The organism is Bartonella schoenbuchensis R1 (assembly GCF_002022685.1).
In the GTDB taxonomy this organism is placed as follows: domain Bacteria; phylum Pseudomonadota; class Alphaproteobacteria; order Rhizobiales; family Rhizobiaceae; genus Bartonella; species Bartonella schoenbuchensis.
The window spans coordinates 1,306,134-1,332,002 of record NZ_CP019789.1; the positions used below are offsets into that span (position 1 = coordinate 1,306,134).

Genomic DNA, 25,869 nt, shown 5'->3' on the forward strand with positions numbered 1-25,869 from the left:
TTTTATCTTGATTTTAAATTGTACGTAATGTACTGTTGTTGCTATGGTTAATAATTTTTCTGTTAAAAATTTAATTGAGTTCTGGGGATCTATACGCCAATTCGCAGAAGAAGTTGGATGTAGTTATGAAGCCGCGCGTAAAATGCGCGATCGTAATAGTATTTCTCCTAAATATTGGAACATAATTATTCAATTGTCTCAATCCAAAGGGTTATCTTGGATTACAATAAATTGGTTTCTTCATACATATGAGAACAAATCTCGTAAAATCTACTTTCCAATGACAAAACACCATAAAGATGCTGTTTATTCCGCGAAAAATCTTACTGTACCAGATGGATCACAGCTAACAACATCTACGTTTTTGGAAATTTCCACAGATAATGAGCATCAACAGAATAATTCGTCCTATCAAACAGAAGAAAGATTATGAAAGCAAAGGAAATGTTAAAAGAAATTTATACACGATTTTACGGATTAATAAATCGTAATAAGAGAATAGAGAATGCAAGTAAATTAATAGAAGAATACACAGACACAATACCGTCTGATGATAATACAAATGAACTCGTCATACAACATTCTACTCAAGAAAATGTTCGCTTACTAAAAGAAAATGTCCCTTCATTAAAAGAGATGTTGCATAAGTCAAAAGTCGAAAGTTGTCTAAAACGCTATGAAGAGGCTCTTGAAGAAGAAGGTCAATTGATTGAAGAAGAGAAAATTGCACTTGAAAATCTGTCTAATCTAATTGAGCAAAAAAATAAGGCGTTACAGCAGCAAAAGAAAAAGCTGGATGTAAAGGTAAAGTTGTTTGATGTACTAAATGGACAAAACAATCCTGAAGCCAACGTAAAACAGCTAGCTAAATCAATAGAGCTTTCATCGCCCAAAAAAGTTATTCCTTTTGAACAAAAGGAATGTGCTCAAGCTTAACCTCGTATTCCATTTAAACGTGGCCATCTCATTAGTTTAGTGTTCAGAGTTCTTAAGAAGGCTACTTTTTCAAAAATATTGTTTCAATAGAGCTACGCGCTAGACGCTCTGTCATAGCGTGCATGGCCGTATATTACCTAAACTAAGGAGGTATGTAATGTCTACTCAAAAAAACTGGGTAAAGTTTTATCATAATCAATTTTTAAAAGAGCTTATGGGTTTGAAGCCAGCAGAAACCGCCGTTTACGCAATATTGGTGTTTCTCATGATTGATAAGGGCACACCTATTTTGAATAATGCTTCTTATTTATCAAATTTGTGTGGCTGTTCAGTGCGGACGTTTAACAAGATATTAGAAGCTTTAATGAGCTATGGTCATATTATTCATTTAGAAGATGACAGCTTATGGCACACATCATTAGCATTTGATGTCAATATGAGTAGAAAAACTTCAGAGAAAGCTTCCAAAGCAGCCACTGCAAGATGGAATAAGAAAAGAGAGGGGGAAAGTTATGTCAACTAAAATGTCATGGACAAGGCTTTTTGCAGACAAGTGGATACTTGATCTGACTTATTTGTCTCCTATTGAAAGCAACGTTTATATAAGATTACAGCTAGAAATGTTGCGTACTAGTGAGCCACTTTTAAATAACATGAAAGTTTTAGCTCGGTATACCGGTTGCACAGTCAAAACATTTGTAAAAGCATTAGATGTTTTACTGAGCATTGGTCATGTTACTCGTTTAGAAGATGGCCGTTTGTGGAGTCAGCAGGTTGAAGAAGAATTAAATGACAGCAAAGAAAACTTAAATAAGTTTTCGGAAAGAGCTTCCAAAGCAGCACAAGCGAGATGGGACAAACAAAAAAAGTTAGATAATTCAAGTAATAATGTTAAGCACAATGCTAGTGATATATCTAGCATTATTAAGCATGATGCTAACGATATGCTTGTTGATGCCATTAACAATAACAATAACATATATAATAAAAAAACTAACACTATCGTGTTATCAAAAAAGAAAATGCTTTGGAAGATTTAGCAACTGAAGTTTCGGTTCAAAGTGAAACAACCGATGATGCTGTTGAGCAGCAGTTGGATCACGATGCACCCTCATCAGAAAACCAATCACCCGTTTCACAGCAAAAAAGCACTGAAAAGAAAACCAAGCGGTCTGGAGATAAACGGGGATGTCGCATTCCTGAGGATTTCGAACCTAACTTGAAATACGCAATCGACAAGGGCTTAACGCATGATGAGGCGTTGTCAGAGTTTGAGAGATTTAAAAACTTCTGGATAGCCAAGACGGGAAAGGATGCAACCAAAACGGATTGGCAACTGACATGGTACAACTGGGTTACTTCTGACTATGGAACTTTAGCTAAGAAAAAAGCAAAACTGGAAAAGGAAAAACGAAATGGCGTTTATGGAAATTACCCCCAACGGGAAAAAAGCATTGGCGAACGTATCGCAGACAACATCCGTAATCTCAACTCTAGAGGTTTCTTTAAGGCAAATTTGCAAAATGATAGCGCCGGGATTCCCATTACACTTGAAAGCTGGGAGCTCATTGACGAAACAGCAAGAAACGATAGCGTTGAAAGCTTATGAGCGACTTCAAGAACTGTTTGCTGTGAAAGCTGATGGAGAGGTCATTGCAACAGCTATGCGTATACTTTCGTGTGGTTTGAAAATATCGCAAAACTCAGATGATGAAGGTATGTCGCTTGCGTATGGAATGGCTCTTGAGACAGTTTCAGAGTGGGCACTTATAGAAACAGTTAAACGTATTTTGCGTGGTGAAGTGAAAACTATATCCGAGACATTTTTCCCTAGCACTTGTGAATTTGTGCGATTGTGCCGTGATTTAGAAGAAGGTCTTTTGACAACAGCAAATCTTGTTCGCAAGGCTGTTCTGAATACACAAGCAAAGACAGTGAAACAACAAGAGAGACGAGAGAACGTCATTCCACTGACAAAAACGGCTTGATGAGTTTTAGAACAGCAAAATAGAGAAAAGTGCTGATCATTTTTGGATTAGATATGCATTTAAATCAACAAAAACGCACCTTAGAGAAAGATTTGGAAGTTTTTTAATGAATTCCACATCGGGAACATAAAACGCTCTGTACGGGGCTAATTTGAGAAAAGTAGAACAGATGCAAAAATCGGGACAATTGGATATGTTTAAAAAGATTAGAACTGTAGTAACATACAGCATAGGATTTGCGGTGTTGCAGTTTTTACAAATAGAAAAAAACACCGAATTTATTCAAGCTGTTTTAATGTTTTCATCGCTTGCTATTTTGATAACCATGATTTTTATGGCAGCCTTCTTTAATTCCAAACTTGCTTCAGAATTGTATCACAACCCTAAACATCAATATGAAAAAACAACAGATTTGAACATTGTAACAGATTATTTGCAAAAATATTTGCATAATTTTTTGCACATAGCTGTTATCGCACTTCTTTTATTAATTTTTCCAAACAATCTCAAACAAGAAGTTGTTTTGCCTTTTTTCTCTTGGGATTCCAAATGGGAATTTCATTTTTATTGGGATGTTTTGTTGTGGTACTTTTTTGTGATTTTCGTGTGCACTATTTACCTTAAAATGTACATCTTCATAAACATCTTTGTAGGATTACTTAGGTTAAATACTGTCCACTTTCTTTAGAGTAAATGGCTTTGAAGAATTAAAGTACTGAACTCAAAATTGAGGGGAGTGATTTTGCAGATTAGATTACTGAACGTATTAATCAATTTGAATTTGTTGAAAATCAAGACTTTGTTTGCTCCCCCATTTTGGGGAGCAAAGGCAGAGGCGGCCGTATGTCTATTAAACAAAGGAAGGATATGACTTTCGCTAAAATTTTAGCGAAACCCCCTTACTTAACTAAGTGCGGTGAATTTTTTGTTTGACAAAATCACGGAAGCGTTTATATATGCGAATCAGGTGCTTAACAAACACCTTAAGTGCATAGCGGATAGATTGCCGAGACAGTCTTTTTTCCGTAAATTAAAGGCTTTGACTCATTGTATGCGTGTAGCGTATAGTGACCTCGTCGGGTGTGGTTATGCTATACAATACCCTCATGGGAAAAGCATAACGACGGACTATGCACCGTGTTTGTTAACACCCGGCGCCCTTCTGGGTGTCATTAACAAACATTTAACTGCATAGGAGTTCATTATGAACACTCTCATAACAATATCAGAACAAACTGTTGGACAGGAAACTGTTCAAACAGTCAATGCACGTGACTTACACGCTTTTTTGGAAGTCGGCAAAAAGTTTGCGGATTGGATTACAAACCGCATTAATCAGTATGAATTTGAAGAAGGAAAAGACTATATTATAACGCTTCCCAAAATTGGGAAACGTAAAAATGTGGTATTAAAAGAATATCATCTCACCTTAAGTGTAGCAAAAGAGCTGTCTATGGTTGAGAATAACAAGAAAGGTAAACAAGCCCGTCAGTACTTCATTGAATGCGAACGGAAAGCAAAACAGCCTTTAAATCTCGCAAATGCTTTACAGAATCCTCTCACAATTAGACAATTGCTTTTATCTATTGACAACATAGCAGGAATACGTCTATATGCGAATCAGGTGCTTCAAAAACACCTTAAAACAACTAGCGGATTGGTTGCCGAAATAATCAGTCTTCCGCACATATTAAAGGCTTTGACTCATTGTATGCGTATGACGTATAGTGATCTTGTCGGGTGTAGTTATGCTATACAATACCCTTTATGGGGAAAGCATAACGACGGGCTAGTTGCCGTGTTTTTGAGCACCCGGCACTCTTTTTGAGTGTCAATCAAAAACGTTTATTACAACTAGGTGAAAAAATATGAACACTCTCATAGAAATAAAAGAAAGCACTGCTAACAGTGCGACGGTTCAAACTATGTCTAGCCATGAAATTGCTGAATTATGTGGTAAAAGGCATGACCACGTTATGCGTGATATCAAGAAAATGCTTGAAGAACTTAACGCCCCCAAATTTGGGGCGGTTAGTTTGATGGGCAATTACTTTGATAAAAAAGGGGAAAGTCGCCCCTGCTATTATCTTCCAAAACGTGAATGTTTAATTCTTGTATCAGGTTACAGCACAACATTACGAGCTAAAATTATAGACCGCTGGCAAGAATTGGAAAAACAAGGAGGAAATTCCCAACTAGACCTCGCAAATGCTTTACAGAATCCTCTCACAATTAGGCAACTGCTTTTAGAGAGCATTACACAATTGGAAGATTTAAGAACTGAAGTTAAAACACTTAAACCAAAAGCAGAAGCACTTGAACATTTAAAACGGTCTGACGGCCTGTTTGCTTTATATGAAGCTGCAAAGATGTTAGATGTACGTCCCACAGATTTTACTAAGCACTTACAGTTTCATAAGTGGGCTTATCGTAATTTTCCGGGTGGACCCATGTTACCTTATCAGGATAAAATTAGGAAAGGACTGATGGATTGTGTAATCCACACCATTCAAAAATCAGACGGAACAAAAATGAGCGTTTCCAGTGCAAAAATCACAGTCAAAGGATTGGCATGCCTAAGAGAACAATTCCATGGAGGTGTGCAATGAGTAACAGTATCGACTTTTTATGTGATTTATGGATATCCTTGCTTCAGTTTGAAAGTTATGAAAATGATGATGAAGAGGATTGTATCGCTCTAGTTCAGACTATGGATACAATAGAAAAAGCTTTAATTGCAAAGCTTCAAAAAGAAACTCCAGATACTCTCAAGATTCTGGCAGTTCTTACAGGTTTTGGCGATTCAGAACTTCCCCGAATGTTGGATCCTTTGTTGAAAGCTTATAGTCCGTGCTCAGATGGAGTATCCTATCAAGTGTGAAGTAAACCACACTCCCCTTCCCATCTTTAAAGGTGGGGAGAGGTTAATTTTTTGTTTGTATGCAGAGCAAGTTACATACATCACTGAATAGAGAAATATCATGTCAGCCTATCGCATTGAACGGAGCATAGCGTTGCGTAAAATAGCATTAATTCGCGTCTGATAACCTTTACCTTGACTCTTAAGCCACGCTAATACATCGGAATCTACACGCACAGTCGTTATAGTTTTAGTTGGCTTGTAAAATGGATTACGAACAGCATTTTTCCAAAATTCATTATCTAGTGATGGAATATCGCTATAATCAATTTCATTGTCAGGCATTCTAGCCAACTCATTAATTTCAACCTGCTGTTCATCAGTTAAAGACGGTAGATTACTCACATCAACCTCATAACGAACTTTCTTCTTCATAACGTTTTCTCTCTTTCAAACTAGCACGTCGTGCTGAAATAATACGAATTACCTCTCTCCCATCTTTATCGTCATAGATAGTATGAGCTACCAGTAGTAATAAGAAGCCATTTACAAGCCCCAAAGTTTGCCAACGATATTCTCCATTTTCAATACGATCCTGTCTAGTCATAGCAAGTGGATCTGCAAAAACACGAACAGCTACCTCAAAACTTATACGATGCTTTCGGAGATTGCTTTCCGCTTTGATTTTATCCCACTCAAATCTTATTTTCATACATTATTGTTAATACATTTATATATGTACGTCAAGAGTTTTAAATCAAATATGTTTTATTTTAAATTTCCACTGAGGTAGTTTAGAGAGAGCGAGTGCAATTTGTCCTCTGTGACACATGCATACATTTGCTTCAAAACAAGTAATTGCAATGCGTTTTTTGTTTAAAAAAAAGTTGATTGCGCTGGTTTATGATTTGCTTAAAACCAACCCAATGAAATTATAGCACAAAACAGCATTTATGCACGGATAAAATCACAAATAAACTGTTTATTTTCAATAATTTATGCTGTTTTTTCTTTGGAAAAATGCACTGTGTCATGCTATAGTAAAAGCAGCTTTTCATATCCGTATTTCATTTCAATTATTTTCCTTAGAAAAGATATAAAGACATGCTTAATAAAGTAACTTTAATTGGCTATCTGGGTGCCGATCCAGAAAGCAGAACAATGCCATCTGGAGTAGAAGTGGCGAATTTTCGTATAGGCACTTCTCAAAGATATGTAGATAAAAAAACAGGTGAAAAGGTAGAGAAAACAGAATGGCATTCTATAGTGGTTTTTAATCCACATCTTGCAAAGGTTGCACTTCAGTATCTGGGTAAAGGTTCCAAGGTTTATGTTGAAGGTCAATTACAGACGCGTAAATGGCAAGATAAAAGCGGGCAAACACACTACACAACAGAAATTGTCTTGCCGCAATATAAGGGTGAATTGAAGATCCTTGATAGCGTTCAAAAGTCTGATCCTGACATGACCACTCAAGAGCAAGCAACGGCATGGGAGAATAGTAGACAACAACAGTCTTTAGAAACAACTTTGAATGACAGAATTCCGTTTTAATCAGGAGAGTTGTTCATGAAGAAACGCAAAAAAAGGGGAAAACCTAGAATAGAAGGTCAAATAAGAGAACCCAATGGACGTATCTCACGTGCAAAAACGCCTGATAAATCTTCATATCAACAGACACTTGAAATGCGTGCCAAGCGTTATGGGGCGAGTATTCAAGATGCGAAAAATCCGCTTATTGGCACTTATGTAGGGCGGTTATATTTATTGGAAAAAAAGATTAATCAAGATCAGTACGATGCATCACAACAGTATATTCGAGTGTTAAACGATTATCGGTGTGCGAAAGGATTTCCGGGAGTAGTCTATGACGATGTAAATCCTAGTCACGATCAAGACAGTCTTGAGAGATGGGCTGAAATAGCAACTGATCGTTATAAAGCGATGCAAGAGGTTATCAGAGAAGCACAAGGGTTATATCGTCAGTATAACCTTCACGCTGCGTTACAGTATATCGTTATTGAAGATCAACAACTGCCATACCTTGTCAGTTCTCTACGCATGGCTCTCAATGCTCTTCAGAAATATTTTTCGCAAAAGCGTTAAAATAAGATACACAAACTTTCGAAAAAAAAGACATGACGTAAAACGTTTTTCTGTACAATGCGTTATACTTGTATTACAATGAACACAAGAGATGAGGAATATGCTATGACAATATCTATTCGATTGCCAAGTGATCTTGAAACGCGTTTGAATAATTTAGCCCTTAAAACAGGACGTACAAAGTCTTTTTATTTGCGTGAGATTATTGAACAGGGAATAGAGGAAGCTGAGGATTATTATTTAGCTTCACAAGTAAGAGAACGTGTTCGAAAGGGAGATGCTACTTTTTATAGCTCTGAAGAGGTGAGGAAAGAGCTTGGTTTGGACGATTAAATATGAAAAAAAAGCTCTCAATTTTTAAAAAAATGTGATAAAAGAGAAGCGCGCCGGATTGTTGATTTTTTAGATAAGCACATTGCCGTCCTTGAAGATGTGCGTGTAGTGGGTAAACCTTTAAGAGGTCCATTATCAGGCTTGTGGAGATATCGTGTGGGAGATTATAGGATATTATGTGATCTCCACGATAAAGAGCTTTTGGTCTTGGTTTTGGCTGTGGGACATAGAAAAAATATATATAAAAACTAAAATAACCATTTGCGCTTAGAAAGTACCATATTTAGGTTGATTGAAATAAAAAATACCAGATTATGATTTTTTAGTTGACATGGGGATATAAATAGTATTTAATGACACTGCGGCGTTAGTTTTATTGCGCCTAAAATTACAGATTTATGTAAATTTTTCTTTTGAGTTTTGTTGTTAAAAGCCCTGCGTTTGCAGGGTTTTTTTATTAAACAACTCAAATTTAGTCACTCCTATTTATTGACATACACTTATTGACCTCACTCTTCTTTCCTCCTGAGAGTGAGGTCTTTTTTATGTCTCAATCTCTCCAAAGGAATAATTATGGGAAAAGTACAAGTAGTTATCACAAGACCTATGTCTGTTCTTGGTGATAACAAAACAATCGTTCGTTTTGAGCCTTCCACAAAAAGTGAGCCATTCGTTGAGGTTTCTTATCAGGTTTACTGTCGTCTTAAACGCGCCGGTGCTGCCAAAGTTTATCAAGAATGGCTATCACAAAACGTTAATGAAAAACCTAAACCTAATGAGCAAGAGGTTTCTGTAGAAGTTACACAGGTTGTTGAGCAGATTACACAAACGTCTATAGAATCTGACAAACAATCTCAAAAAGAGCCTAATGAGCAAGAAGTCTCTGTAAATGTAGACACTCAAGATGTTGAGCAAACGTCTATAGAATCCGACGAACAATCTCCAAAAGCAAAAACTTCTAAATCCACAACGCGTGCGACAAAAAAGGCTTAGGTTTTGGCGTTAAAGATCCATGCCAAGTGGTATCTGCAACAGGCAGAAAATACTTTTACAAGTCTTCAAGCCCCACGTCTTCATTGGGCTTTGCGTAATGCTATTAACACTACAGCAAAGCAAGTTGAGCGTTTTGCTGAAAAGAAAGTTGCAGAGGATGCTTCAATTCCACCAAAGCGTGTTAAGAAAGGTATTTATATTAGCGGCAAAGCCACGGCAAAATTTCTTGAAACGGATATCATTGGTTCAGCTTCTCTACTTCCTCTTAAGATTTTTAAGGCAAGGGAAACGAAACGTGGCGTGATTTATAAAATCTTCGGTAAAAGAGAGATCATGCCCCATGGTTTTATTCGGGGAGGAAAATTTCCAGAGCGTGTCGATTTAAAAATGGGCGGACATGTCTTTATGAGAACCTCTGGAGATAGGTTCCCAATTGCAAAACAAGAAGGCACCTCGATTGCTTATGTCATGTCTAAACCAAAGGTCTCAAGTTCTATTGAACACCATGCACGTGAGAGGCTAACCAAAAATATACAGAGCCAAATTGCTCGGCAAGAATATATGGTCAATCAAAAGGCCCCACGCTCTTAAACTATACCAATTATATACAAACAATATGATGATTTTAATGTTTCAAAACCAAATTATCGAGAGAAAAGTTTTTAAAAGGTACTTTCCAGTGGGATACGTGTGTTGCGGGGCAATCAAGCGCAACATATCGCTAGCGACAGAATTTTTAAATGACTGTACATTGTACACATAACTTATTGGAAAATAACAATTATCATACGCTATCTTCCTTCCATGGCGAGATAGCTTTTAAGCCATTTGTTTAAATTTATCTATTTTAGCAAATTCATCAGCTTTTTCAGTTTGTAGTACATTAACGTCGTAAGCAGCTTGCATGTTAAGCCAGAATTCAGCTGTGGTATCAAAAAAATAGGCCAATCTTAGCGCTGTATCAGGAGTTATAGGGCTATTTTCAGCAACAATACGCTCTATCCGGGTACGTGGAACATTTAATGCTTTAGCAAGAGCATAAGCAGAAAGGGCATATTCTTTTAAATATTCCTCCCGTAGAATTTCTCCGGGATGGATCGCTATGTAATTTTTCATCTCAAACTCCTACAGATCAATGATAATCTACAATTTCAACTTTATAAGCACCATTAGAACGCCACTCAAAACAAATACGAAATTGGTCATTGATACGGATAGAATATTGACCACGGCGATCACCTTTCAATGCTTCTAAGCGATTTCCCGGGGGGCTACGTAGATCTTTAAGATTAGCTGCTTTATCGAGCATAAATAATTTTCTTTGAGCCATGCGCATCAAGGCTACCGGAAAACCTTTTGGTAGCTTACCTTCTAGAAGGTCCTTACATCGTTTATCCGCAAAGTTTTCAATCACCAAATTACTTTCATTTATTAGTTTATGTATCGTGATATGATACCAATTTAAAAGAAAAAATCAATAAAAAACATTCAATCACGGAAGATTATGAATAAAAAGAACAGACAAGGACTGTCGATTCGTGCTTTTGCGAAGAAGATGGGTGTTTATCCTAATGCAGTTGTTGCTCGTTTTAAAACGGGAAAGTTTGATGAAGCCATTTATGATGACGGTTCTATCAATGAAGAATTAGCCACTGTTCTATGGAATGAGAATCCCACCAAGCAAGCCTATATTGTAGGCGATGATGGAAAACCTCGCACAAAAACAAAGCAGGATTCTATAGAAGGAGCTAACGAATACGAGATAAAACTCAAGAGAATGCAAGTTGCTCTTGAAAGAGAAAAAATTGCTCTTGAGCAGTTACGAGAGACAACTGTTGATCGTGAAGAAATGAAGAAGGCGGTAAGTTGTTTTGCAAGAACCCACCGTGATGCCATGTTGCATTTTCCTCATCGTTACGGTGCGCGTATTGCAGCTCAGGTCGATTGTGATACTGCAAGCCTCATTGGTACCATTGATTACTATATACGAGAAGCTTTACAGGAGGCAGTTGATATTCCTCTTCCTTTTCATGATCAAAACCATCCCGATCATAAGGAGGAGAAAAGTGATTGATACAGTAATTAAGGAAGTTTTTTTAATTGCCAATGAAGCACGTAAACCAGATCCTCCCTATACAGTTTCACAATGGGCAGATAAAAACCGTTATTTGAATACAGTAGCCAGTGCTGAACCTGGATTATGGAGAACTAAACGCACCCCTTATTTACGGGAAATCATGGACAATCTTTCCTCTTACGTACCAGTTGAAACAACGGTAGTAATGAAAGGTGCGCAGATTGGTATGTCAGAGGCTGCGTTAAACTTTTGTGGTTATGCTATTCATCATAGTCCTGGCCCTGCTCTTTATGTGATGCCTACAGTTGATCTGGCTAAGAGAGTGTCTAAGAACCGTCTTGACCCTATGATTGAAGCTAGCCCTGCATTAAGCGAACGTATCTCCCCTGCCCGCGCTAGAGACAAGGGGAATACAATGTTCTCGAAAGAATTTGATGGTGGAACATTGATGCTTACAGGAGCAAACAGTGCTGCTAGTTTGCGATCGATGCCTGTTCGTTATTTGGTCCTTGATGAAGTTGACGCCTATCCGCTGAGTGTTGATAGAGATGGTGACCCATTAACTCTTGCTGAAGAACGCACCTCGTCTTTTGTCAAACGCAAGATTTTTAAATTATCAACACCAACTCATCGTGACATAAGTCGTATAGCTCAAGATTTTGTCTTAGGAGATCAGAGATATTACAATGTGCCTTGTGATGGATGTGGTACGCTTCAGCCCATTGTTTGGTCGCAAATTAAATGGCCAAAAGGGGCTCCTGAAAAAGCTGTGTTTGTTTGTGCGCATTGTGGTCATGAACATGCTGAACATCGTAAAGAAGATTTATTGTCTGAAGAAAGGGGGGCTTGTTGGATACCAACACAAGAGCCAAGCGAGCCTGGTTTGCGCTCTTACCATATTTCAGCACTGTATTCACCTTGGAGAACATGGAAAGAGTGTGTACGCAAATTTTTAAAGGTGAAAAATGATCCTGCGCGTTTACAGGCTTTTGTCAATACTGTTCTAGGTGAACCATGGGAAGATAAATCAGGAGAAGTCATTGATCCGGATAGCTTGTATGCACAACGTGAAGACTATCCTCTTGCCCCTGCTCAAGTAGTCCTCCTTACAGCGGGTATTGATGTACAAAATGATCGCTTAGAGCTTGAAGTTGTGGGCTGGGGGCGTGATGAAGAAAGTTGGAATATTGATTATCAAGTTCTACCGGGTAATCCCTCTTCTCTAGACGTTTGGGATCAGTTGGATGAGTATCTTCAAAAACGATGGCCACATCCTGGTTTCAAAGACGGGATACAAATAGCAGCAGCTTGTATTGATACAGGAGGCAACCATACACAAGACGTTTACAATTATGTGCGTCCTCGTGAAGGAAAGCGTATCTGGGGCATTAAAGGACAAGCAGGACCACGCCCTGTATGGCCACGTCGCCCCAGTAAAAATAACAAAGGACAAATTAATTTATATATCGTTGGTGTTGATTCAGCAAAAAATACCATCACAAGTCGCTTTAAAAATTCAGGTCCTGAAGCGTCAGGAGCTGGTGCAACGCACTTTCATAAAAACCTTGATCGAGAATATTTTGAGCAGCTGACTGCTGAAAAAAAGGTGGTCAAATATTTTAAAGGCCATCAGCGAATGGAATGGCATAAAAGTGACACAGCAAGAAACGAGGCTCTCGACTGTAGGGTTTATGCTTATGCTGCCTTACAGGGTCTGATTTTAGCGGGACTTAATCTCAATAAAGAAGTCGACATCTTAGAAGAGCGCTTGAAAAACATTGAAAGCCCTTCAACAGATTCATACTACCCAAAAAGACTAAAACCAGAACCTGAAAAGCAATTTATCAGAACATCGATCAGTGCTTACATGCAAGGGAATAGGGAGCAATTTATGTACGAAAAATCAAACCAAGTGAACTGGAAATACGAAAGACTTGCACAGCTTAAAAAACGACGCGAGCAATTGGAAAACGCACTTTATTCAGGAGCACAATCTGTCCGTCACGGTGATAAGCAAGTCAATCATCGTTCTACTGAAGATATACGCAAAGCCCTTACAATGCTGGCTGAGGAAATAGCAATTCTTGAAGGGTACAAGCCTTTATACCCTTTCTACTCTTTTTATCTTAACACATCACGAGGTTATTAATGATGTCTTCTCTTGTAAATCAAATCAATCATAACCCACATTTTGAAGCCGCAAGCCGTAGCCGTCGATTAAATGGATTTGACCCTGCAAAAAAACACATCAATAAAGCTATTGAAGAATGTGGCGATACAATTGTTGCTCGTTCAAGATGGCTTTACGATAATGAACCCCTTTACGGATCTGCAACGGAAGAATGGGTTTCAGCAGCAGTAAGTGATGGGATTAAGCCCTACCCTAGAATTGAAGGGTTTCAGGAAGAAAAGAAAAAGCTTCTTGATCTTTGGTGGCAATGGGTCGATGAAGCTGATTATGATGAAGATGCTAATTTTTATGGTCTTCAAGCAACAATTGCTCGTGAGGTTTTTTTAACTGGTGAGTGTTTTGTAAGACTACACTATACCGACTTTTATGAGCGCTCACGTGTACCACTTCAATTACAAATTTACCCTTCAGAAATGCTGGACTTAACCTATAACGGACCAGCAGAAACTAAAGGCAACACCATTCGTATGGGAATTGAATTTAATGCAAAGGGTAAGCGTGTCGCTTATCATTTTTGGAAACGTCACCCTCACGATGATCCTCAGATAACTCAGGTATTTACAGGTCAAGAACGCATTAGAGTGCCTGCTGAATTGGTTATTCATATTAAAGATCGCCGCACTGCAGGACAACTGCGTGGATGCCCCAAAGTCACGCGCTGTATGACGAAGATCTTTCAACTTGAAAGTTATGATGATGCAGAACTTGAGAGAAAAAGAACCGCTGCTCTTTTTGCTGTCTTTATCACAGGATCAGACTCTGGTGAGACGATAGCGCCAGACAATCATGGTGAAAATAAATCCGAACCTCCTTCACAAACACTTCCCGACTTGCCAATGACGCCAGGATCAATCAATGTCGTGGATGGCAATAGACAAATTACATTCTCCAATCCTGTAGAAGTTGGAGGTTCTTATGAAGCCTTTCAATATCGCAATAATTTAAAAATTAGTGCAGCTTTAAATATACCTTATGCCATTGTTACAGGTGATGTAACACGAGGTAACTTTTCTAACGTACGCACATCCATTATTCAGTTTAGACGTCACATCAAACAATGGCGTGAAAACATCATCGCTTTTCAATTCAATCGCGTTATTTGGGAACGCTTTGTCCAACTAGCCGTGCTTGCTGGGTGTGTTGAGTTGCCAGGATGGGAAGAAAATCCTTTACCATGGATCCAATGTGAAAGCTTTGCGCCACCACTTGAGATGATTGATCCAAACAAAGACATCTCAGCTGAGAAAGAAGAAATCCGAGCAGGTTTAAAAACACGACGCATGGCACTTGCTGAGCGTGGTTTTGATATTGATACCATTCATGCAGAATTTGAAGAAGAGCAAAAAGACGCACAAGCACGAGGATTATCATTCGACACAGATGGTGAAGATTTTTCTACTGGTTTGAGTAACACTGACGAACCCGATGAAAATGATCACAACAATAAAGCGCATGAAGATGAAGAATAACATTGATATGCCCTTTTTGGTTTCACGACTTTTTAATGTACCGCATATGCTCGCCCCTACAAAGTTTGATGTCATTCTCAATTTAATGACACCACGCCTTTTTGAGGGAAATAAATTTTCCCCTGGGGCATTTTCTCAAGAGGATTCTATCTTTCAAGCTCCTCCAGAAACTTATGTGGTTAAAAATCATGTCGCTATTCTTCCGGTTCATGGCACGCTTGTACGTCGTGGTGCGTGGCTTAGTGCTGCGTCAGGATTAACTTCTTACAATGGTCTGCGCGAGGCTTTTCAAGAAGCCATTGGGCAACCTGATGTTCGTGCAATTTTACTGGATATTGATAGTGGCGGCGGCGAAGCAGGTGGTGTTTTTGATTTAGTTGACGCGTTTCGTGCGCTTTCACAAGAATACAATAAACCCATCTGGGCACATGCTAATGAAATGGCCTGTTCAGCAGCTTATGCCATTGCTTGTGCGGCTTCTCAAATTTGGGTTGCACGCACGGGTATTGTTGGATCAATTGGGGTTGTGTGTGCTCACCTTGATCAGTCCCGTGCTGATGAAATGGACGGATATAAATGGACTTTTGTCTATGAAGGAGATCACAAAGTTCACGGTAATCCTCACGAGCCATTGGCTGATAAAGCCCTTGAAAAGATGCAAGCAGATTGTGCGCTTCTCTATGACATGTTTGTCGATTTAGTTGCACAAAACAGACCTACAAGTGCTCAAGCGATCCGCGACACGAAAGCAGAGACATTTATAGGCACCCAAGCTGTAGAGCTTGGGTTAGCAGATGCGCAAGGCACATTTGCACAAGCTTTGGAAGCTCTAACCGCTTCCATTCAATAATCATGAATATGAAATCAAACAAAGGAATTAAATATATGGTGAATCTATTACGGACAAGATATCGCGCCAAAGATGATGGTGAGCTTTCCGCACAATTGCCTGCAGGAGAGGAAAGCGAAAAAATTGAAGCTTCTGCAGAAGTAAGCACTGTCGACACTGGTGTTAACGCTGAGGTCTTTAATGAAGACAAGGATGCAGGTATTCAAGCGGCACTTGAACAAGAAAGAAAGCGTGCTCAGAGCTTTATGACTCTGGAAAAGCAAGCTCAGCGTCTAGGTGTTTCTTTTAATGCTGCACAAGCTATTCAAGATGGTATGAGTTTAGAGGAAGCAAAGAGCATTATTCTAGCTAATGCTACGTCACAAAGCGAGGCTTTAGCCGTATCGCCTTATGCACCCCATCCGGAAGGAAACACTCAAGCAAATATTTATGCAAAATGGGATAAAGTTTGGAGCACAATACAATGAGTAAAGTTTTTTATGAAGGCCCTCGTAATAGCGCTTATCTTGGGCGTTATGATCCTGACATGTCAAACGAGGAAGTAATCTTTGCACAAGGAGATGAAGTTGTAGCGGGAACCGTCATGGGGCTTGTGACATCAACGGGTAAATATGTGCCGTTTAATCCTGATGCATCAGATGGCAGTGAAATTCCAGCGGGAATTTCTTATGCCAATGTTGATGTATCACAAAGCGATCAACGTGCAACGATTACAGTGCGTTTATGCACAGTAAAAAAATCTGAACTGATATGGCCTGACAAAATTGACGAAAAGAAAAAGAAAACAGCCATTCAGATCTTAGAAAAAAATAACATTCTATTGCGATAGGAGACATACAAATATGGATATAAGTTTTTTTAATCACAACGCATTCTCAATGGCAACAATGATGAAAGCGATTGAGAATTACGCGTTTAAACCTGATCTGATTGGTTCACTTAACCTTTTTGAGGAAGTTGAGACAAACAAGACAACAGTTGGCATTGAGAGACGTGACAACAAATTATCACTCATTCCAACAAGTGAACGCGGCTCACCTTTAATAGAAGCAGGTAGAGATAGTCGCAACGTTCGGTTTTTTCCAACAACACGTATTGCTAAAAGCGACACAATAAAGGCGGAAGAAATTCAAGATCGGCGAGAATTTGGTACAGAAGATCAGCTTGAAACAGCGATGAAATTTATCGCTAAAAGGCAAAAGAAGCTGATTGAGGAAATTGAACTGACTTGGGAAAATATGCAGCTTGGAGCTATCCAAGGTATTGTTCTCGATGCTGATGGATCAGTGCTTTATGATTGGTATAAGGAATGGGGGATCACACCACCAGAGCCTATTGATTTTAAACTAAATGAGGACACAACCGATGTTTCTTATATGGTTAATCAAATTCGCATCAAGATGGTTAAAGCTTCAGGCAATACATTTTCCACTCGTTCACGAATTATTGGGTTTTGTGGAGATGAATTCTTTTTCAAGTTAAAAAATCACAAAACAATTCGTGAAACTTATCTCAACACATCTTTAGCACAAACATTAAATAGTACAGCAGGTATCGCAACGCCTGGAGCTATTGAATTAGGAAGCTTTGGAAGTTTTGATTTTGCTGGTGCGACGTTTGTTAATTACTGCAACATTCATGATTATAATATGAATACTAAATCCAAGACAAAACGAAGCATAGGTATTAAGCCTGATGAATGTCAATTTGTTCCTGTTAATGTGCCTGGTGTATTCCAAAAAACATTTGCTCCAGGTGAAAGTTGGAAGGTTGTTAATACAGTCGGTAAACCTCTTTATCCTACACTTGTTATAGATCGCGATAATGACGCGTGGGTGAGAGCTGAAGTATACAGTTATCCACTCTTCATTTGCGCGCGTCCTGAAATGCTCTTCAAAGCAGTAGTGAAAGCACAATAAAATGCAATGGTATGGGCTGCTCAGTCAAATGATTGAAGATGTACGCGACACTTTTGGGCAGCCCGTTATCTATACACGAAAGAAAACAGGGCAATCTTTTCATATCATAGCGATTTATAGCATTAAGCATGCAGAGCCAGAAGCTGGGGGAAGAGTAAAAACAACAATCCCAAGAAAAGAACTTGATGTTTGCATCAATGATATTGGAGGCGTGCTTCCTGAACTAGGAGATCGTATTGTTCTTCTTGCTTCTCAAGAGAATTTTTCTGTCGCAAATGTACAAGCTTCGGAATCAAATATGTATAAGCTTATCCTTCGTGAGGACGCTGTGTCTGATGTAAAGTAAATTTTTTTATTACTCTCTCATCTCCACAGGTGGAGAGATAATTAACATTGTGGTTTAATTCCTTTTTTGCATTTGGTTTTAGCAACCACTTGCTTTTGTTAAGATTTCACCCATACGCGTGCGCCAGTTTTTACCTTGTTCCTTAAAAGAGGCAATAACTTTGGGGTCAAGACGTAGAGTAATCGCTTGTTTGGGAGATTTAACTGGTGGGCGTCCACGCTTACGACGCTCTTCTGTTACATATTTAAAGAAGGAGGTAGGTAAAATTTCTTTAGCTGGTTTTAAGCGTGCAAGCTCTTCGTCTGTAAGTGGTGGCGAATCCACTGCATCCCAATCTTCTTTTGTGTAGCCACATCCTTCTTTAAAGGTTTTTTTGATAGTCATTAAAAACCTCTCTTTCTTTCTTATTTGCTTGACGAAAACTGATAATAGATATTGCTTCAATACCCAGTTTTGCAAAAATAATAACTGCTGTGTTATCAGCAAAATGTCCAATAGCTTTCATGCGGTTTGAATGTGTTGCATCAATAAAGGCGTGCTCCCAGTCAAAATAAATAACATCTGAAAAATCAAGCTTATGTTTATCAATGTTCGAAACTCTTTTTGGTTCATCCCACACTATCTTCATATATTTTATGTACACTTAAAATATGATATCGTCAACAAAAAAGTGTACTTTAATTCATATAGAGCTATAAAGAAAAGAATTACAGCTTCGAAGAGATACATCTATTCGAATTACAGTCAATGCCCATGACTTACATGCCTTTTCAGAAATGAAATCTGAATTTAGAAACTGAATTAAAAATCGTATTGAACAGTATTTTAATGAAAGAAAAAACTTTATAACTACGGTAAATTTTACCGGGGTGGAGAAACAAAAAACTACCACCTTACTTAACCAACTATTTATTACATGGAGTAATGAATTTTTCATTTGACAATATAACAGGATTTAAGATGCATCCACGAGATACATTAAGAGAAACGTTTGTTGAGTTGATTAAAGCTGGCAAGACATCTGCTGGCGATGAAGTTTACAACATGCGAGACTTTAATTTCTTTAATGAAGAGCATCCGTTCGTTAATGTGTCGACCCAAAACGAAACAATAGAAGATGGGCACGATTATGGGGCAAGACGACGTATTTTAACGGTTGATGTTGAATGCTATGACACGAGAGACAATGGAGCACGTTTTGTTGATCAATTAGCCTGGGAAATTGAAGCGATTTTCCATAGCAATCCTAGTCTTAACAACACAGTTGAAAACTGTCGCTTACAAAACATTGCCATGGCTTTTGGTGATAATGGCTCCTTAGCATTGCATGGTTCTATTTTAACCTTTGAAGTCACTTATGTAACCAATATCCCTTCTGAAGAAGAAGATGCTGCCTTTTTTGAGCCTTGTGTAGGCTTTGATCCCGATACAGGTCTTAACAATAAGGATCAATATCAAACCACTGGAAATTCCCCATGTTAGAGCGGCGTGATAGCGAAATTACAGATTTAAAAAGGCGTGTGGCCAATATGGTTATGGTAGGCAAGATTAGCCACGTTGATCATAAAAACGCACGCTATCGTGTTCAAAGTGGTAATATTGTAAGTGATTGGATTCCAGATACACAGGCCCGTGCAGGAAAAACGCGTTCCTATGAAGGGCGTGATGTGGGCGAGCAAGTCATTGTCCTTTCCACATCAGGTGATTTATCACAAGGGATGATTATTGGCTCTATTCATACAGATGCCAATCAAGCAGCTGATAAGGGCAATATTCATACAACTATATACCCTGATGGCACAACGGTTGAATATGATGATGAGACAAGCACTTATTCATTGACGATTAAGTCAGAAGGCAAATTCATTTTAACAATTTCCGATGGCGTTTCAATAAAAGGTGAAGGAGGTGAATTAGAAATCACCGCTCCAGAGGGCATAAAGATTATTTCAGAAAGCGATATGACTTTAAAGGCAGATGGAAACATGACACTAGAAGCACAAGGAGATGTTTCTATCAAATCAAGTGATGGAGTTTCTCTTGAGTCAGGCAATGATATGTCACTCAAATCAAGTGGTAGTGCATCCCTTGAGTCAGGCAGTCATATGTCCCTTAAATCAAGTAGTGGCACCTCTCTCAAAGCGGGTGGTGAGGTGTCTGTTAAGTCAAGTGGGTTAAAACATAATAGCGTTAACGTCGGAAGCGGACATAAACACCCTGGTGTTACATCTGGTGGTGCTATGACGGGAGGCCCCATTTGAGTATAGGAATGAATTGTGAAACAGGCAAATCCATGATCGGGCTTGACCACTTGCGTCAGTCCATCATGGATATTTTAATGACGCGGATAGGTACACGGGTTATGCGTCGTGATTACGGATCACGTGTTCTTGATCTGATTGATGATCCGGTCAATGAAACCTTTAAGGTGGCCATTTATGCAGCCGTTGCAGAGGCTTTAGATAGATGGGAGCCTCGTTTTAAGCTTAAACAAGTGAATTTAACTTCTGTTGAAGAGGGAAAAATTTCCATATCTTTTGAAGGAATTTACGTCCCTTCAGGAAAGCCAATAACTATGGAAGGATTACAGATAGGATGAATGAGGATTTCATAAAACCAGAAATCATTCCAGAGCTTTCTATTGAAGAAATACGTGCTGCCTCTCTTGAGAGTTTAAAACAGCTTTTGCCTAATTACACACCTTTGGAAAGTGATCCAGCAGTTAAAATCATTGAGGTTGCAAGTTATAGGGAGTTTTTATTAAGGCAGCGTATTAATGAGGCTGCACGTAATACCGTTCTTGACTTTGCCAAGGGGGAAGCTCTTGATGCTTTAGGGCAATGGCATGGTGTTGAACGCTTGGAGGGTGAAAGTGATGACAGTTATCGTGAACGCATTAAGCTTCGTGTACGGGCTGGTAAAGGGGGTGGAACAGAGCCTTATTACAGATATTTCGCCTTATCAGCAGATAACCGTGTGAAGGATGCGATCATTTATCGAAAAGGGAGAAATCCTACTATTCACGTGGCTATTTTTGGCAAGAATGAACAAGGAACAGCCAGTGAGGATTTATTACAAAGAGTCAAAGAAGTGCTGACGGATAAAAGCGTGATTATGACGAATGATACAATTGAAGTTCACGCTGCAGTAACAACAGTTTTAGATTTAGAAGCAGATGTTTGGCTTTTACCTGAAATTTCTTTAGAGATCTTAACACAAATGGAGGCAAATTTACGGGCAGCTTGGAAGAAAGAGCAAGCCCTTGGTCGTGAATTGAGTTCATCATGGTGGATTTCAAAACTGATGATCCCTGGTGTGCAGAAAGTCATTGCTGTTACCCCTACGCATGATACTGCCGTCTCCAGTGAAGAGGTTTTAGCCATTGGTAAAGTAACACTCAACTTCAAAGGTCGTCTATAGTAATGCTTGGGTGCTTACTTCCAACAAACACAACAAAATTTGAAAAGCGCCTTGCCGATGCTTGTGACTTTCATAAAAGTATTGAAGATTCAATCAATTTTATCTCTCGTGCAAAGCTTGATATCATAGACCCAAGCTTCTTGCCATGGTTAGTTGAAGAATATGGGCTTGGAGAACTGACATCTTATGTTCCAGACTTCTATGTTTTGCTTGAAACGGGACCTGGGTGGCAGCGGGTACGTGGATCTTTAGCGGCTATTGATAAAGGGCTTGAATGGTTAGACCTTAGTGCACATTTCGTAGGAGCATGGCCAGAGCGAAAATGGTGGAATTCATTTCAGCTTTATTTTGATCAATTGCCTGATACAGACAAACTTAAAGCCATTGAAGGGATCGTCAAGCTTTCTGAATGTTTACGTTCTGATTTTTGGCGTGGTGTTCATGGTTATGACGCCCCCATTGTAGAGGGGAATATATCTCGCTTAGATGACAGCATATTTGACTCTCAAAGTGGTGCGTGCGCGACAGAAGGTGGCACAGTATTTTCCTTTGGGCGTTCTACAGAAATAAGCCTTACTTTAACTGAAGAAGACGGAAAGCTCATTGGCAATTGGATTGATGATCAAGAAGAGCTCGTTTGGGAAGGTTTGGATTACTCATGGGATAGAGCCAATTTCCCTTGGGGTTCAGCACAAAAAAGCGAACATAACCTATTGAATTTTGTTGATGATGAGGATGATGAGTTCAGCTGGAAAAGTTTAGATTATCCATGGAATGAAGCAAATGTTCCTTGGGTATCAGATCAAAAAAATGGGCGCGATATCTTGATGGCGGATTGGTTTAAAGGTCGCACCCTTTATCTGGCTTTAAGAGATAACGATGATAAGCTGATTGGTTATCGAAGATGTAACATTGTCCAGCAAGTGACAAGAGTTTCAGATGGAGTTTACAGTCATTCAGGTCATCACTTTACACCATTTATAAAGGGTACAAAAGTTTTGCTTGCTGCGCGAACGCAATTTCATGATGTTGATAATAAACAAGCAGCATCTGTCTCTATTTTTGTTCATGCGACCCCTACAAAGCTTATTCCCTTTGGAAGACTGTGGTTGGGGCCAGATGGGCTTATTGATGGCGTGGAGATTCTTAAAACCCCTGTCTCTCTATCTTTACGTAAAGATGTTCGTGAACAATTCAAAATTTTATTGAGGTTTTAATATGGAGCATGAAAGCGGTTTACCGTTTGCAATTGACCGATCTGTAGGCAAAGACGAGCAACAAAGTGTTGTATTCTATGGAGAGCGTTCCTTTATTCAAAGCGCAGAACTCAATGAAGTTCAAACCATTATTCGTGGCCGTCATGATCGTTTAGGAAGACTTGTCGCTAAAGAAGGTGACCGTATTGAGCGTGCCGATGCTTTTGTTGATCAAGAAAACAAAAAAGTTACTTTGACAGAGGGAAAGATCTTTATTGCAGGTGATATCTTCCCTGTATCAGAAACCGTTTTAAACAATGTCCCCATGTTTGGACGTGTAGAGATCGGTGTGAAACTCCAAAAACAATGGATAACCCATGAAGATGATCCACAGTTATTAGGTCAAATTCCAGGCACATTGGCAGAAGGTGAACCAGGAGCAGCAAGGGAAACAGCAAAACTTGTATGGGCTTTACAAAATGACAAGCAAGAAGGTGTTTTCTTCCCTGTCTATGTCTTGCAAGATGGCACTTTGATTGATCAAAAGCCCCCTTCATTGTTAGAACCTGCTTTGCAAGCTATTGCAACTTATGACCGCGCTCATGGACATTACATTGTCAATGGTTGTCGGGTGACAGCCTTAGGACAAAATGACGGCAAACAAATATTTAGTATAGAAGAAGGTGAAGCCAATATTAATGGCTTTAAACATAAACGCCTTGCTGCTTTAAGGCATGAAGAGCCAGAAGACTATTGTGAAGGCATAGTGCCAAGTGAAACACATCTCTTTACATCCAAGAAAGCCAAGGCAACTAAATCGGAGAAGGCAAGCTTTACGTTTGAAACTTATTATTTTCCCATCGCAACTGTTCACTCTATTTTACTCACAAAAGAAAAGACCACTAATGTCACACGTGGTGCAGTAGCCTCAGGGCGTGATGGTGTTCCCGATAAAAGTATTGTCAGTTTTGTTAAGGTGACTCAGGATAAAAAGGAATTTAAAGAAGGCGTAGACTTTAAAAAGACTGGTGATACGATTGACTGGTCTTTATCCGGTGATGAACCTAAACCAGGTAGCACTTATGAAGTCACCTATCATTATCGTGCAAAGGTGAATGCTGATAAGATTACAGCACGAGAAATTACTGTCTTAGATGGTGCTGAAGGTGGAGATATTATTGTCAGTTACACCTATAAACTCCCTCGTATTGACCGCATAGGCTTAAATGCTCAAGGGAATGTAGTTTATATTCAGGGAATTTCAGCAGACAATCCCATAGCACCCAGTGTTCCTGATGATATATTATCACTTGCAACGATCACAAACAATTGGCTTGATTATCCACGTGTCGATAATAATGGCACGCGTGTTGCCCCTTATGCTGAAATGTGGCGCTATTTTAACCGTGTTCTTGATCTTGATCGGTTGTTACAGCTTGAAAAGATTAAGAGCAATGTTGATTCAAAAGAACCTGTCTCCAAAAAAGGGATGATTGCTGATCCTTTTCTTGATGATAGCCTTCGCGACGAAGGAATAGAACAAACGGGGGCCATAGGTCATGGCTTATTACGCCTTGCGATTGAGCCTACATTTTACTACGCTACCTTAAATGAGCCTGTTACCCTTGATTGGGAGAATGAAGTGATCATTGCGCAAGAGTTGATGACTGCTTGCGAGAAAATCAATCCTTATCAAAACTTTGATCCATTACCAGGCACACTTGCCCTCACCCCTGCAACTGACTTCTGGCGTGTTCAACGCACAGATTGGCTTTCAGGTGTAACAAATGAACTGTCTATGGGCAGTCGTCCTGGCGGTGGGCGTGAAACAGAAGTAAAGGATGAACTGGTCAGTACACATCAAGAGCAAATTGATTTCTTAAGGCAAATTGATCTCAACTTTAAGATTGAAGGCTTTGGTAAAGGAGAGGTTTTAGAAAGTCTAACATTTGATGGCGTTAGTGTTTTACCAAAGGAAACACTTGCTGCCAATGCTCAAGGCATTATTGAAGGGAAATTTAAAATTCCTAAAAATATCACAGCAGGAACAAAGAACGTCATTGCTGTTGGTAAAGGAAAAACGACGGCTACGGGCCTTTTTACGGGTCAAGGTACGATTGATGTGAAGGTTATGCGGCGTGTAACAACAGTGCGTGTATGGAAAAAATCTGATCCACAAGCGCAGGTCTTTACACCTGATGAAACGCGGCAAATAACAGGAATTGACTTTCATATTTGTAAGATTGGCAATCGTTCCAATGATTTGATGATTGACTTAGTCACAACGGACAATGGCTATCCTACAGCTGACATTCAAGCACAAGCTTTCTATTCGATGAAAGAGGCTGAAACGGGATGGGCTGCAGCACGCTATAGTGTCCCATTGACAGTACAAAACGATCGCTTAACAGCTTTTGTCATTAAAACAGATGATGGCGATCATTCTGTTTCTCTTGCAAAACTTGGAGATTTTGATGAAGAAAACCAAAGATACGTCTCCAGTCATCCTTATATCACAGGACCTCGTTTTTCCTCTGTTAATGCACAAACATGGACAGCTCACCAAGATGAGGCCTTAGCATTTCGTGTACTTGCTGCTCGTTATACACAAACAGAAAAAACTGTCGATTTAGGTGAATTTGATCTTAAGGAATGTTCTGATTTACAGGTGCGTGCAGCAATTGAACTGCCCTCCAGTGAATGTTCTGTCATCTTTGAAATTGAACGCAACAACGGTACAATTTATCAACTCTTACCGTTCCAATTACTTAGTTTAACGGAATACATCAGTGAAAAAGTCCAGTTACGAGCCATTTTAAAAGGGACCGAGAAACTATCGCCAGTGTTATTTGCTCCCGTTGAATTGATCTCGGGTAAGATTAAAAAGGAAGCAACTTACGTCACACGTGCTTTTTCCTTTGGCGAAAAGTCGAGACTAACCAGCTATATTAAAACTTTTTTACCGGGTGGCTCAACTTTCAAAATGGAGATCCAGCTGGATGATGGTGATTTTACTTCTTTGAAATTAGAAGAAATAGAACAACTCCAACAACCACTTTGGACGGAACGTAAATTTGTAAGTGAAGACAAAACAGCTGAGCAAGCGCGTTTGAAACTGACATTGACTGGCGGTCCTGCTGCACGTTCCATGGTGAGTGATTTTGGTGCAGGAATTATGTAACAAG

At 39.2% G+C, this 25,869-nt stretch carries 34 protein-coding genes and 2 pseudogenes; 30 read left to right on the top strand and 6 right to left on the bottom strand.

Features of this window, described 5'->3' with window-relative positions:
* Nucleotides 1-43 precede the first annotated feature (43 nt).
* The 10 genes from BscR1v2_RS05745 to BscR1v2_RS05795 all read left to right on the top strand — a co-directional run bounded on the left by BscR1v2_RS05745 (nt 44) and on the right by BscR1v2_RS05795 (nt 5,805).
* Nucleotides 44-433: a hypothetical protein gene (locus BscR1v2_RS05745; protein WP_010704152.1), complete on the top strand. Its 390-nt coding sequence runs from the start codon at nt 44-46 to the stop codon at nt 431-433.
* Complete coding sequence (locus BscR1v2_RS05750; protein WP_078690056.1) at nt 430-936, top strand: hypothetical protein; 507 nt, start codon at nt 430-432, stop codon at nt 934-936. Before BscR1v2_RS05745 ends, BscR1v2_RS05750 begins: the two co-directional genes overlap by 4 nt.
* Nucleotides 937-1,093: 157 nt before the next feature.
* Nucleotides 1,094-1,459, top strand: coding sequence for a DUF1376 domain-containing protein (locus BscR1v2_RS05755; protein WP_078689717.1), 366 nt, complete (start codon nt 1,094-1,096; stop codon nt 1,457-1,459).
* Nucleotides 1,449-1,976: a DUF1376 domain-containing protein gene (locus tag BscR1v2_RS08300; RefSeq protein WP_153301991.1), complete on the top strand. Its 528-nt coding sequence runs from the start codon at nt 1,449-1,451 to the stop codon at nt 1,974-1,976. The genes BscR1v2_RS05755 and BscR1v2_RS08300 overlap by 11 nt, the downstream gene beginning before the upstream one ends.
* On the top strand, nt 1,964-2,545 hold the full coding sequence (locus tag BscR1v2_RS08305) for a hypothetical protein (RefSeq protein ID WP_153301992.1): 582 nt from the start codon (nt 1,964-1,966) through the stop codon (nt 2,543-2,545). Before BscR1v2_RS08300 ends, BscR1v2_RS08305 begins: the two co-directional genes overlap by 13 nt.
* Nucleotides 2,505-2,924, top strand: coding sequence for a hypothetical protein (locus BscR1v2_RS05765; RefSeq protein WP_153301976.1), 420 nt, complete (start codon nt 2,505-2,507; stop codon nt 2,922-2,924). Before BscR1v2_RS08305 ends, BscR1v2_RS05765 begins: the two co-directional genes overlap by 41 nt.
* A gap of 151 nt (nt 2,925-3,075) precedes the next feature.
* A complete protein-coding gene (locus tag BscR1v2_RS05770) occupies nt 3,076-3,612 on the top strand; it encodes a hypothetical protein (protein WP_078690057.1) in 537 nt (178 codons plus the stop codon).
* A 516-nt stretch (nt 3,613-4,128) separates the two neighbouring features.
* Nucleotides 4,129-4,752: an antA/AntB antirepressor family protein gene (locus tag BscR1v2_RS05785; RefSeq protein WP_078689712.1), complete on the top strand. Its 624-nt coding sequence runs from the start codon at nt 4,129-4,131 to the stop codon at nt 4,750-4,752.
* A gap of 40 nt (nt 4,753-4,792) precedes the next feature.
* Nucleotides 4,793-5,533, top strand: coding sequence for a phage regulatory protein/antirepressor Ant (locus tag BscR1v2_RS05790; protein WP_078689711.1), 741 nt, complete (start codon nt 4,793-4,795; stop codon nt 5,531-5,533).
* Nucleotides 5,530-5,805 carry a hypothetical protein gene (locus BscR1v2_RS05795; protein WP_078690058.1) on the top strand — a complete coding sequence of 92 codons (276 nt, stop codon included), beginning with the start codon at nt 5,530-5,532 and terminating at the stop codon, nt 5,803-5,805. The genes BscR1v2_RS05790 and BscR1v2_RS05795 overlap by 4 nt, the downstream gene beginning before the upstream one ends.
* Before the next feature lie 108 nt (nt 5,806-5,913).
* Here BscR1v2_RS05795 and BscR1v2_RS05800 read toward each other — a convergent pair whose 3' ends face one another.
* Nucleotides 5,914-6,219, bottom strand: a complete 306-nt coding sequence (locus tag BscR1v2_RS05800; protein WP_078690059.1) for a BrnA antitoxin family protein — start codon at nt 6,217-6,219, stop codon at nt 5,914-5,916.
* Complete coding sequence (locus BscR1v2_RS05805; RefSeq protein ID WP_078690060.1) at nt 6,197-6,496, bottom strand: BrnT family toxin; 300 nt, start codon at nt 6,494-6,496, stop codon at nt 6,197-6,199. The genes BscR1v2_RS05800 and BscR1v2_RS05805 overlap by 23 nt, the downstream gene beginning before the upstream one ends.
* 392 nt (nt 6,497-6,888) lie before the next feature.
* Between BscR1v2_RS05805 and ssb the strand changes: the two genes are divergently transcribed.
* The 6 genes from ssb to BscR1v2_RS05835 all read left to right on the top strand — a co-directional run bounded on the left by ssb (nt 6,889) and on the right by BscR1v2_RS05835 (nt 9,807).
* Nucleotides 6,889-7,338: a single-stranded DNA-binding protein gene (gene ssb / locus BscR1v2_RS05810; RefSeq protein ID WP_078689834.1), complete on the top strand. Its 450-nt coding sequence runs from the start codon at nt 6,889-6,891 to the stop codon at nt 7,336-7,338.
* A gap of 15 nt (nt 7,339-7,353) precedes the next feature.
* Nucleotides 7,354-7,890 carry a hypothetical protein gene (locus tag BscR1v2_RS05815; RefSeq protein ID WP_078690061.1) on the top strand — a complete coding sequence of 179 codons (537 nt, stop codon included), beginning with the start codon at nt 7,354-7,356 and terminating at the stop codon, nt 7,888-7,890.
* A 105-nt stretch (nt 7,891-7,995) separates the two neighbouring features.
* Nucleotides 7,996-8,223: a type II toxin-antitoxin system RelB family antitoxin gene (gene relB, locus BscR1v2_RS05820; RefSeq protein WP_010703919.1), complete on the top strand. Its 228-nt coding sequence runs from the start codon at nt 7,996-7,998 to the stop codon at nt 8,221-8,223.
* A gap of 57 nt (nt 8,224-8,280) precedes the next feature.
* Nucleotides 8,281-8,475 carry a type II toxin-antitoxin system RelE family toxin gene (locus BscR1v2_RS08510; protein ID WP_472255910.1) on the top strand — a complete coding sequence of 65 codons (195 nt, stop codon included), beginning with the start codon at nt 8,281-8,283 and terminating at the stop codon, nt 8,473-8,475.
* Nucleotides 8,476-8,796: 321 nt separating this feature from the next.
* A complete protein-coding gene (locus BscR1v2_RS05830; protein WP_078690062.1) occupies nt 8,797-9,216 on the top strand; it encodes a hypothetical protein in 420 nt (139 codons plus the stop codon).
* Nucleotides 9,217-9,219: 3 nt separating this feature from the next.
* Complete coding sequence (locus BscR1v2_RS05835; RefSeq protein WP_078690063.1) at nt 9,220-9,807, top strand: hypothetical protein; 588 nt, start codon at nt 9,220-9,222, stop codon at nt 9,805-9,807.
* Nucleotides 9,808-10,035: 228 nt separating this feature from the next.
* Here BscR1v2_RS05835 and BscR1v2_RS05840 read toward each other — a convergent pair whose 3' ends face one another.
* Nucleotides 10,036-10,332 carry a HigA family addiction module antitoxin gene (locus tag BscR1v2_RS05840; RefSeq protein WP_010704172.1) on the bottom strand — a complete coding sequence of 99 codons (297 nt, stop codon included), beginning with the start codon at nt 10,330-10,332 and terminating at the stop codon, nt 10,036-10,038.
* A 16-nt stretch (nt 10,333-10,348) separates the two neighbouring features.
* The gene (locus tag BscR1v2_RS05845; RefSeq protein WP_010703922.1) at nt 10,349-10,630 is read right to left on the bottom strand and encodes a type II toxin-antitoxin system RelE/ParE family toxin; all 282 of its coding nucleotides are present in this window, start codon (nt 10,628-10,630) and stop codon (nt 10,349-10,351) included.
* Between the two features lie 90 nt (nt 10,631-10,720).
* Here BscR1v2_RS05845 and BscR1v2_RS05850 point away from each other — a divergent pair, with 90 nt between their 5' ends.
* From BscR1v2_RS05850 to BscR1v2_RS05885, 8 genes and pseudogenes are all read left to right on the top strand, one after another.
* Nucleotides 10,721-11,290, top strand: coding sequence for a hypothetical protein (locus BscR1v2_RS05850; protein ID WP_078689706.1), 570 nt, complete (start codon nt 10,721-10,723; stop codon nt 11,288-11,290).
* Complete coding sequence (locus tag BscR1v2_RS05855) at nt 11,283-13,442, top strand: phage head-tail joining protein (protein WP_236828989.1); 2,160 nt, start codon at nt 11,283-11,285, stop codon at nt 13,440-13,442. The genes BscR1v2_RS05850 and BscR1v2_RS05855 overlap by 8 nt, the downstream gene beginning before the upstream one ends.
* Nucleotides 13,442-14,953: a phage portal protein gene (locus BscR1v2_RS05860; RefSeq protein ID WP_153301975.1), complete on the top strand. Its 1,512-nt coding sequence runs from the start codon at nt 13,442-13,444 to the stop codon at nt 14,951-14,953. Before BscR1v2_RS05855 ends, BscR1v2_RS05860 begins: the two co-directional genes overlap by 1 nt.
* A pseudogene (locus BscR1v2_RS05865) lies at nt 14,943-15,797 on the top strand (S49 family peptidase); the annotation flags it as partial. The gene BscR1v2_RS05860 and the pseudogene BscR1v2_RS05865, both read left to right, overlap by 11 nt.
* A gap of 41 nt (nt 15,798-15,838) precedes the next feature.
* Complete coding sequence (locus BscR1v2_RS08320) at nt 15,839-16,270, top strand: hypothetical protein (protein ID WP_236828991.1); 432 nt, start codon at nt 15,839-15,841, stop codon at nt 16,268-16,270.
* Nucleotides 16,267-16,632, top strand: a complete 366-nt coding sequence (locus BscR1v2_RS05875; RefSeq protein WP_078690064.1) for a head decoration protein — start codon at nt 16,267-16,269, stop codon at nt 16,630-16,632. Before BscR1v2_RS08320 ends, BscR1v2_RS05875 begins: the two co-directional genes overlap by 4 nt.
* Nucleotides 16,633-16,645: 13 nt before the next feature.
* Nucleotides 16,646-17,722, top strand: a complete 1,077-nt coding sequence (locus tag BscR1v2_RS05880; RefSeq protein ID WP_078689704.1) for a major capsid protein — start codon at nt 16,646-16,648, stop codon at nt 17,720-17,722.
* 1 nt (nt 17,723) lies between these two features.
* On the top strand, nt 17,724-18,068 hold the full coding sequence (locus tag BscR1v2_RS05885; protein ID WP_010703931.1) for a head-tail joining protein: 345 nt from the start codon (nt 17,724-17,726) through the stop codon (nt 18,066-18,068).
* Nucleotides 18,069-18,146: 78 nt separating this feature from the next.
* Here BscR1v2_RS05885 and BscR1v2_RS05890 read toward each other — a convergent pair whose 3' ends face one another.
* Together BscR1v2_RS05890 and BscR1v2_RS05895 are read right to left on the bottom strand one after the other, a co-directional pair.
* Nucleotides 18,147-18,452: a BrnA antitoxin family protein gene (locus BscR1v2_RS05890; protein WP_010704182.1), complete on the bottom strand. Its 306-nt coding sequence runs from the start codon at nt 18,450-18,452 to the stop codon at nt 18,147-18,149.
* Nucleotides 18,430-18,696 (bottom strand): BrnT family toxin, encoded by a 267-nt coding sequence (locus BscR1v2_RS05895; RefSeq protein ID WP_078690065.1) that lies wholly within the window; start codon nt 18,694-18,696, stop codon nt 18,430-18,432. Before BscR1v2_RS05895 ends, BscR1v2_RS05890 begins: the two co-directional genes overlap by 23 nt.
* A gap of 332 nt (nt 18,697-19,028) precedes the next feature.
* Here BscR1v2_RS05895 and BscR1v2_RS05900 point away from each other — a divergent pair.
* The 6 genes and pseudogenes from BscR1v2_RS05900 to BscR1v2_RS05925 all read left to right on the top strand — a co-directional run bounded on the left by BscR1v2_RS05900 (nt 19,029) and on the right by BscR1v2_RS05925 (nt 25,865).
* A pseudogene (locus BscR1v2_RS05900) lies at nt 19,029-19,560 on the top strand (hypothetical protein).
* Complete coding sequence (locus BscR1v2_RS05905) at nt 19,544-20,329, top strand: phage baseplate assembly protein V (RefSeq protein ID WP_078690066.1); 786 nt, start codon at nt 19,544-19,546, stop codon at nt 20,327-20,329. Before BscR1v2_RS05900 ends, BscR1v2_RS05905 begins: the two are co-directional and overlap by 17 nt.
* A complete protein-coding gene (locus BscR1v2_RS05910) occupies nt 20,326-20,667 on the top strand; it encodes a GPW/gp25 family protein (RefSeq protein WP_078689702.1) in 342 nt (113 codons plus the stop codon). Before BscR1v2_RS05905 ends, BscR1v2_RS05910 begins: the two co-directional genes overlap by 4 nt.
* Entirely contained in the window at nt 20,664-21,488 is an 825-nt protein-coding gene (locus BscR1v2_RS05915) for a baseplate J/gp47 family protein (RefSeq protein ID WP_078689701.1), read from the top strand. Before BscR1v2_RS05910 ends, BscR1v2_RS05915 begins: the two co-directional genes overlap by 4 nt.
* A gap of 2 nt (nt 21,489-21,490) precedes the next feature.
* Complete coding sequence (locus BscR1v2_RS08325) at nt 21,491-22,705, top strand: phage tail protein (protein ID WP_236828993.1); 1,215 nt, start codon at nt 21,491-21,493, stop codon at nt 22,703-22,705.
* A 1-nt stretch (nt 22,706) separates the two neighbouring features.
* Nucleotides 22,707-25,865, top strand: coding sequence for a DUF4815 domain-containing protein (locus BscR1v2_RS05925; protein WP_078690067.1), 3,159 nt, complete (start codon nt 22,707-22,709; stop codon nt 25,863-25,865).
* Nucleotides 25,866-25,869 lie beyond the last annotated feature (4 nt).

What these genes read in the sequence shown, in the direction of transcription:
- BscR1v2_RS05890 (WP_010704182.1), bottom strand. Translation starts at nt 18,452, where the DNA reads ATGACTATCAAAAAAACCTTTAAAGAAGGATGTGGCTACACAAAAGAA.
- BscR1v2_RS05755 (WP_078689717.1), top strand. Translation starts at nt 1,094, where the DNA reads ATGTCTACTCAAAAAAACTGGGTAAAGTTTTATCATAATCAATTTTTA.
- BscR1v2_RS05795 (WP_078690058.1), top strand. Translation starts at nt 5,530, where the DNA reads ATGAGTAACAGTATCGACTTTTTATGTGATTTATGGATATCCTTGCTT.
- BscR1v2_RS08300 (WP_153301991.1), top strand. Translation starts at nt 1,449, where the DNA reads ATGTCAACTAAAATGTCATGGACAAGGCTTTTTGCAGACAAGTGGATA.
- BscR1v2_RS05750 (WP_078690056.1), top strand. Translation starts at nt 430, where the DNA reads ATGAAAGCAAAGGAAATGTTAAAAGAAATTTATACACGATTTTACGGA.
- BscR1v2_RS05800 (WP_078690059.1), bottom strand. Translation starts at nt 6,219, where the DNA reads ATGAAGAAGAAAGTTCGTTATGAGGTTGATGTGAGTAATCTACCGTCT.
- BscR1v2_RS05925 (WP_078690067.1), top strand. Translation starts at nt 22,707, where the DNA reads ATGGAGCATGAAAGCGGTTTACCGTTTGCAATTGACCGATCTGTAGGC.
- BscR1v2_RS05815 (WP_078690061.1), top strand. Translation starts at nt 7,354, where the DNA reads ATGAAGAAACGCAAAAAAAGGGGAAAACCTAGAATAGAAGGTCAAATA.
- BscR1v2_RS05880 (WP_078689704.1), top strand. Translation starts at nt 16,646, where the DNA reads ATGGATATAAGTTTTTTTAATCACAACGCATTCTCAATGGCAACAATG.
- BscR1v2_RS05830 (WP_078690062.1), top strand. Translation starts at nt 8,797, where the DNA reads ATGGGAAAAGTACAAGTAGTTATCACAAGACCTATGTCTGTTCTTGGT.
- BscR1v2_RS05805 (WP_078690060.1), bottom strand. Translation starts at nt 6,496, where the DNA reads ATGAAAATAAGATTTGAGTGGGATAAAATCAAAGCGGAAAGCAATCTC.
- relB (WP_010703919.1), top strand. Translation starts at nt 7,996, where the DNA reads ATGACAATATCTATTCGATTGCCAAGTGATCTTGAAACGCGTTTGAAT.
- BscR1v2_RS05745 (WP_010704152.1), top strand. Translation starts at nt 44, where the DNA reads ATGGTTAATAATTTTTCTGTTAAAAATTTAATTGAGTTCTGGGGATCT.
- BscR1v2_RS05850 (WP_078689706.1), top strand. Translation starts at nt 10,721, where the DNA reads ATGAATAAAAAGAACAGACAAGGACTGTCGATTCGTGCTTTTGCGAAG.
- BscR1v2_RS08320 (WP_236828991.1), top strand. Translation starts at nt 15,839, where the DNA reads ATGGTGAATCTATTACGGACAAGATATCGCGCCAAAGATGATGGTGAG.
- BscR1v2_RS05885 (WP_010703931.1), top strand. Translation starts at nt 17,724, where the DNA reads ATGCAATGGTATGGGCTGCTCAGTCAAATGATTGAAGATGTACGCGAC.
- BscR1v2_RS05905 (WP_078690066.1), top strand. Translation starts at nt 19,544, where the DNA reads ATGTTAGAGCGGCGTGATAGCGAAATTACAGATTTAAAAAGGCGTGTG.
- BscR1v2_RS05860 (WP_153301975.1), top strand. Translation starts at nt 13,442, where the DNA reads ATGATGTCTTCTCTTGTAAATCAAATCAATCATAACCCACATTTTGAA.
- BscR1v2_RS05790 (WP_078689711.1), top strand. Translation starts at nt 4,793, where the DNA reads ATGAACACTCTCATAGAAATAAAAGAAAGCACTGCTAACAGTGCGACG.
- BscR1v2_RS08325 (WP_236828993.1), top strand. Translation starts at nt 21,491, where the DNA reads ATGCTTGGGTGCTTACTTCCAACAAACACAACAAAATTTGAAAAGCGC.
- ssb (WP_078689834.1), top strand. Translation starts at nt 6,889, where the DNA reads ATGCTTAATAAAGTAACTTTAATTGGCTATCTGGGTGCCGATCCAGAA.
- BscR1v2_RS05895 (WP_078690065.1), bottom strand. Translation starts at nt 18,696, where the DNA reads ATGAAGATAGTGTGGGATGAACCAAAAAGAGTTTCGAACATTGATAAA.
- BscR1v2_RS05785 (WP_078689712.1), top strand. Translation starts at nt 4,129, where the DNA reads ATGAACACTCTCATAACAATATCAGAACAAACTGTTGGACAGGAAACT.
- BscR1v2_RS05875 (WP_078690064.1), top strand. Translation starts at nt 16,267, where the DNA reads ATGAGTAAAGTTTTTTATGAAGGCCCTCGTAATAGCGCTTATCTTGGG.
- BscR1v2_RS05915 (WP_078689701.1), top strand. Translation starts at nt 20,664, where the DNA reads ATGAATGAGGATTTCATAAAACCAGAAATCATTCCAGAGCTTTCTATT.
- BscR1v2_RS05840 (WP_010704172.1), bottom strand. Translation starts at nt 10,332, where the DNA reads ATGAAAAATTACATAGCGATCCATCCCGGAGAAATTCTACGGGAGGAA.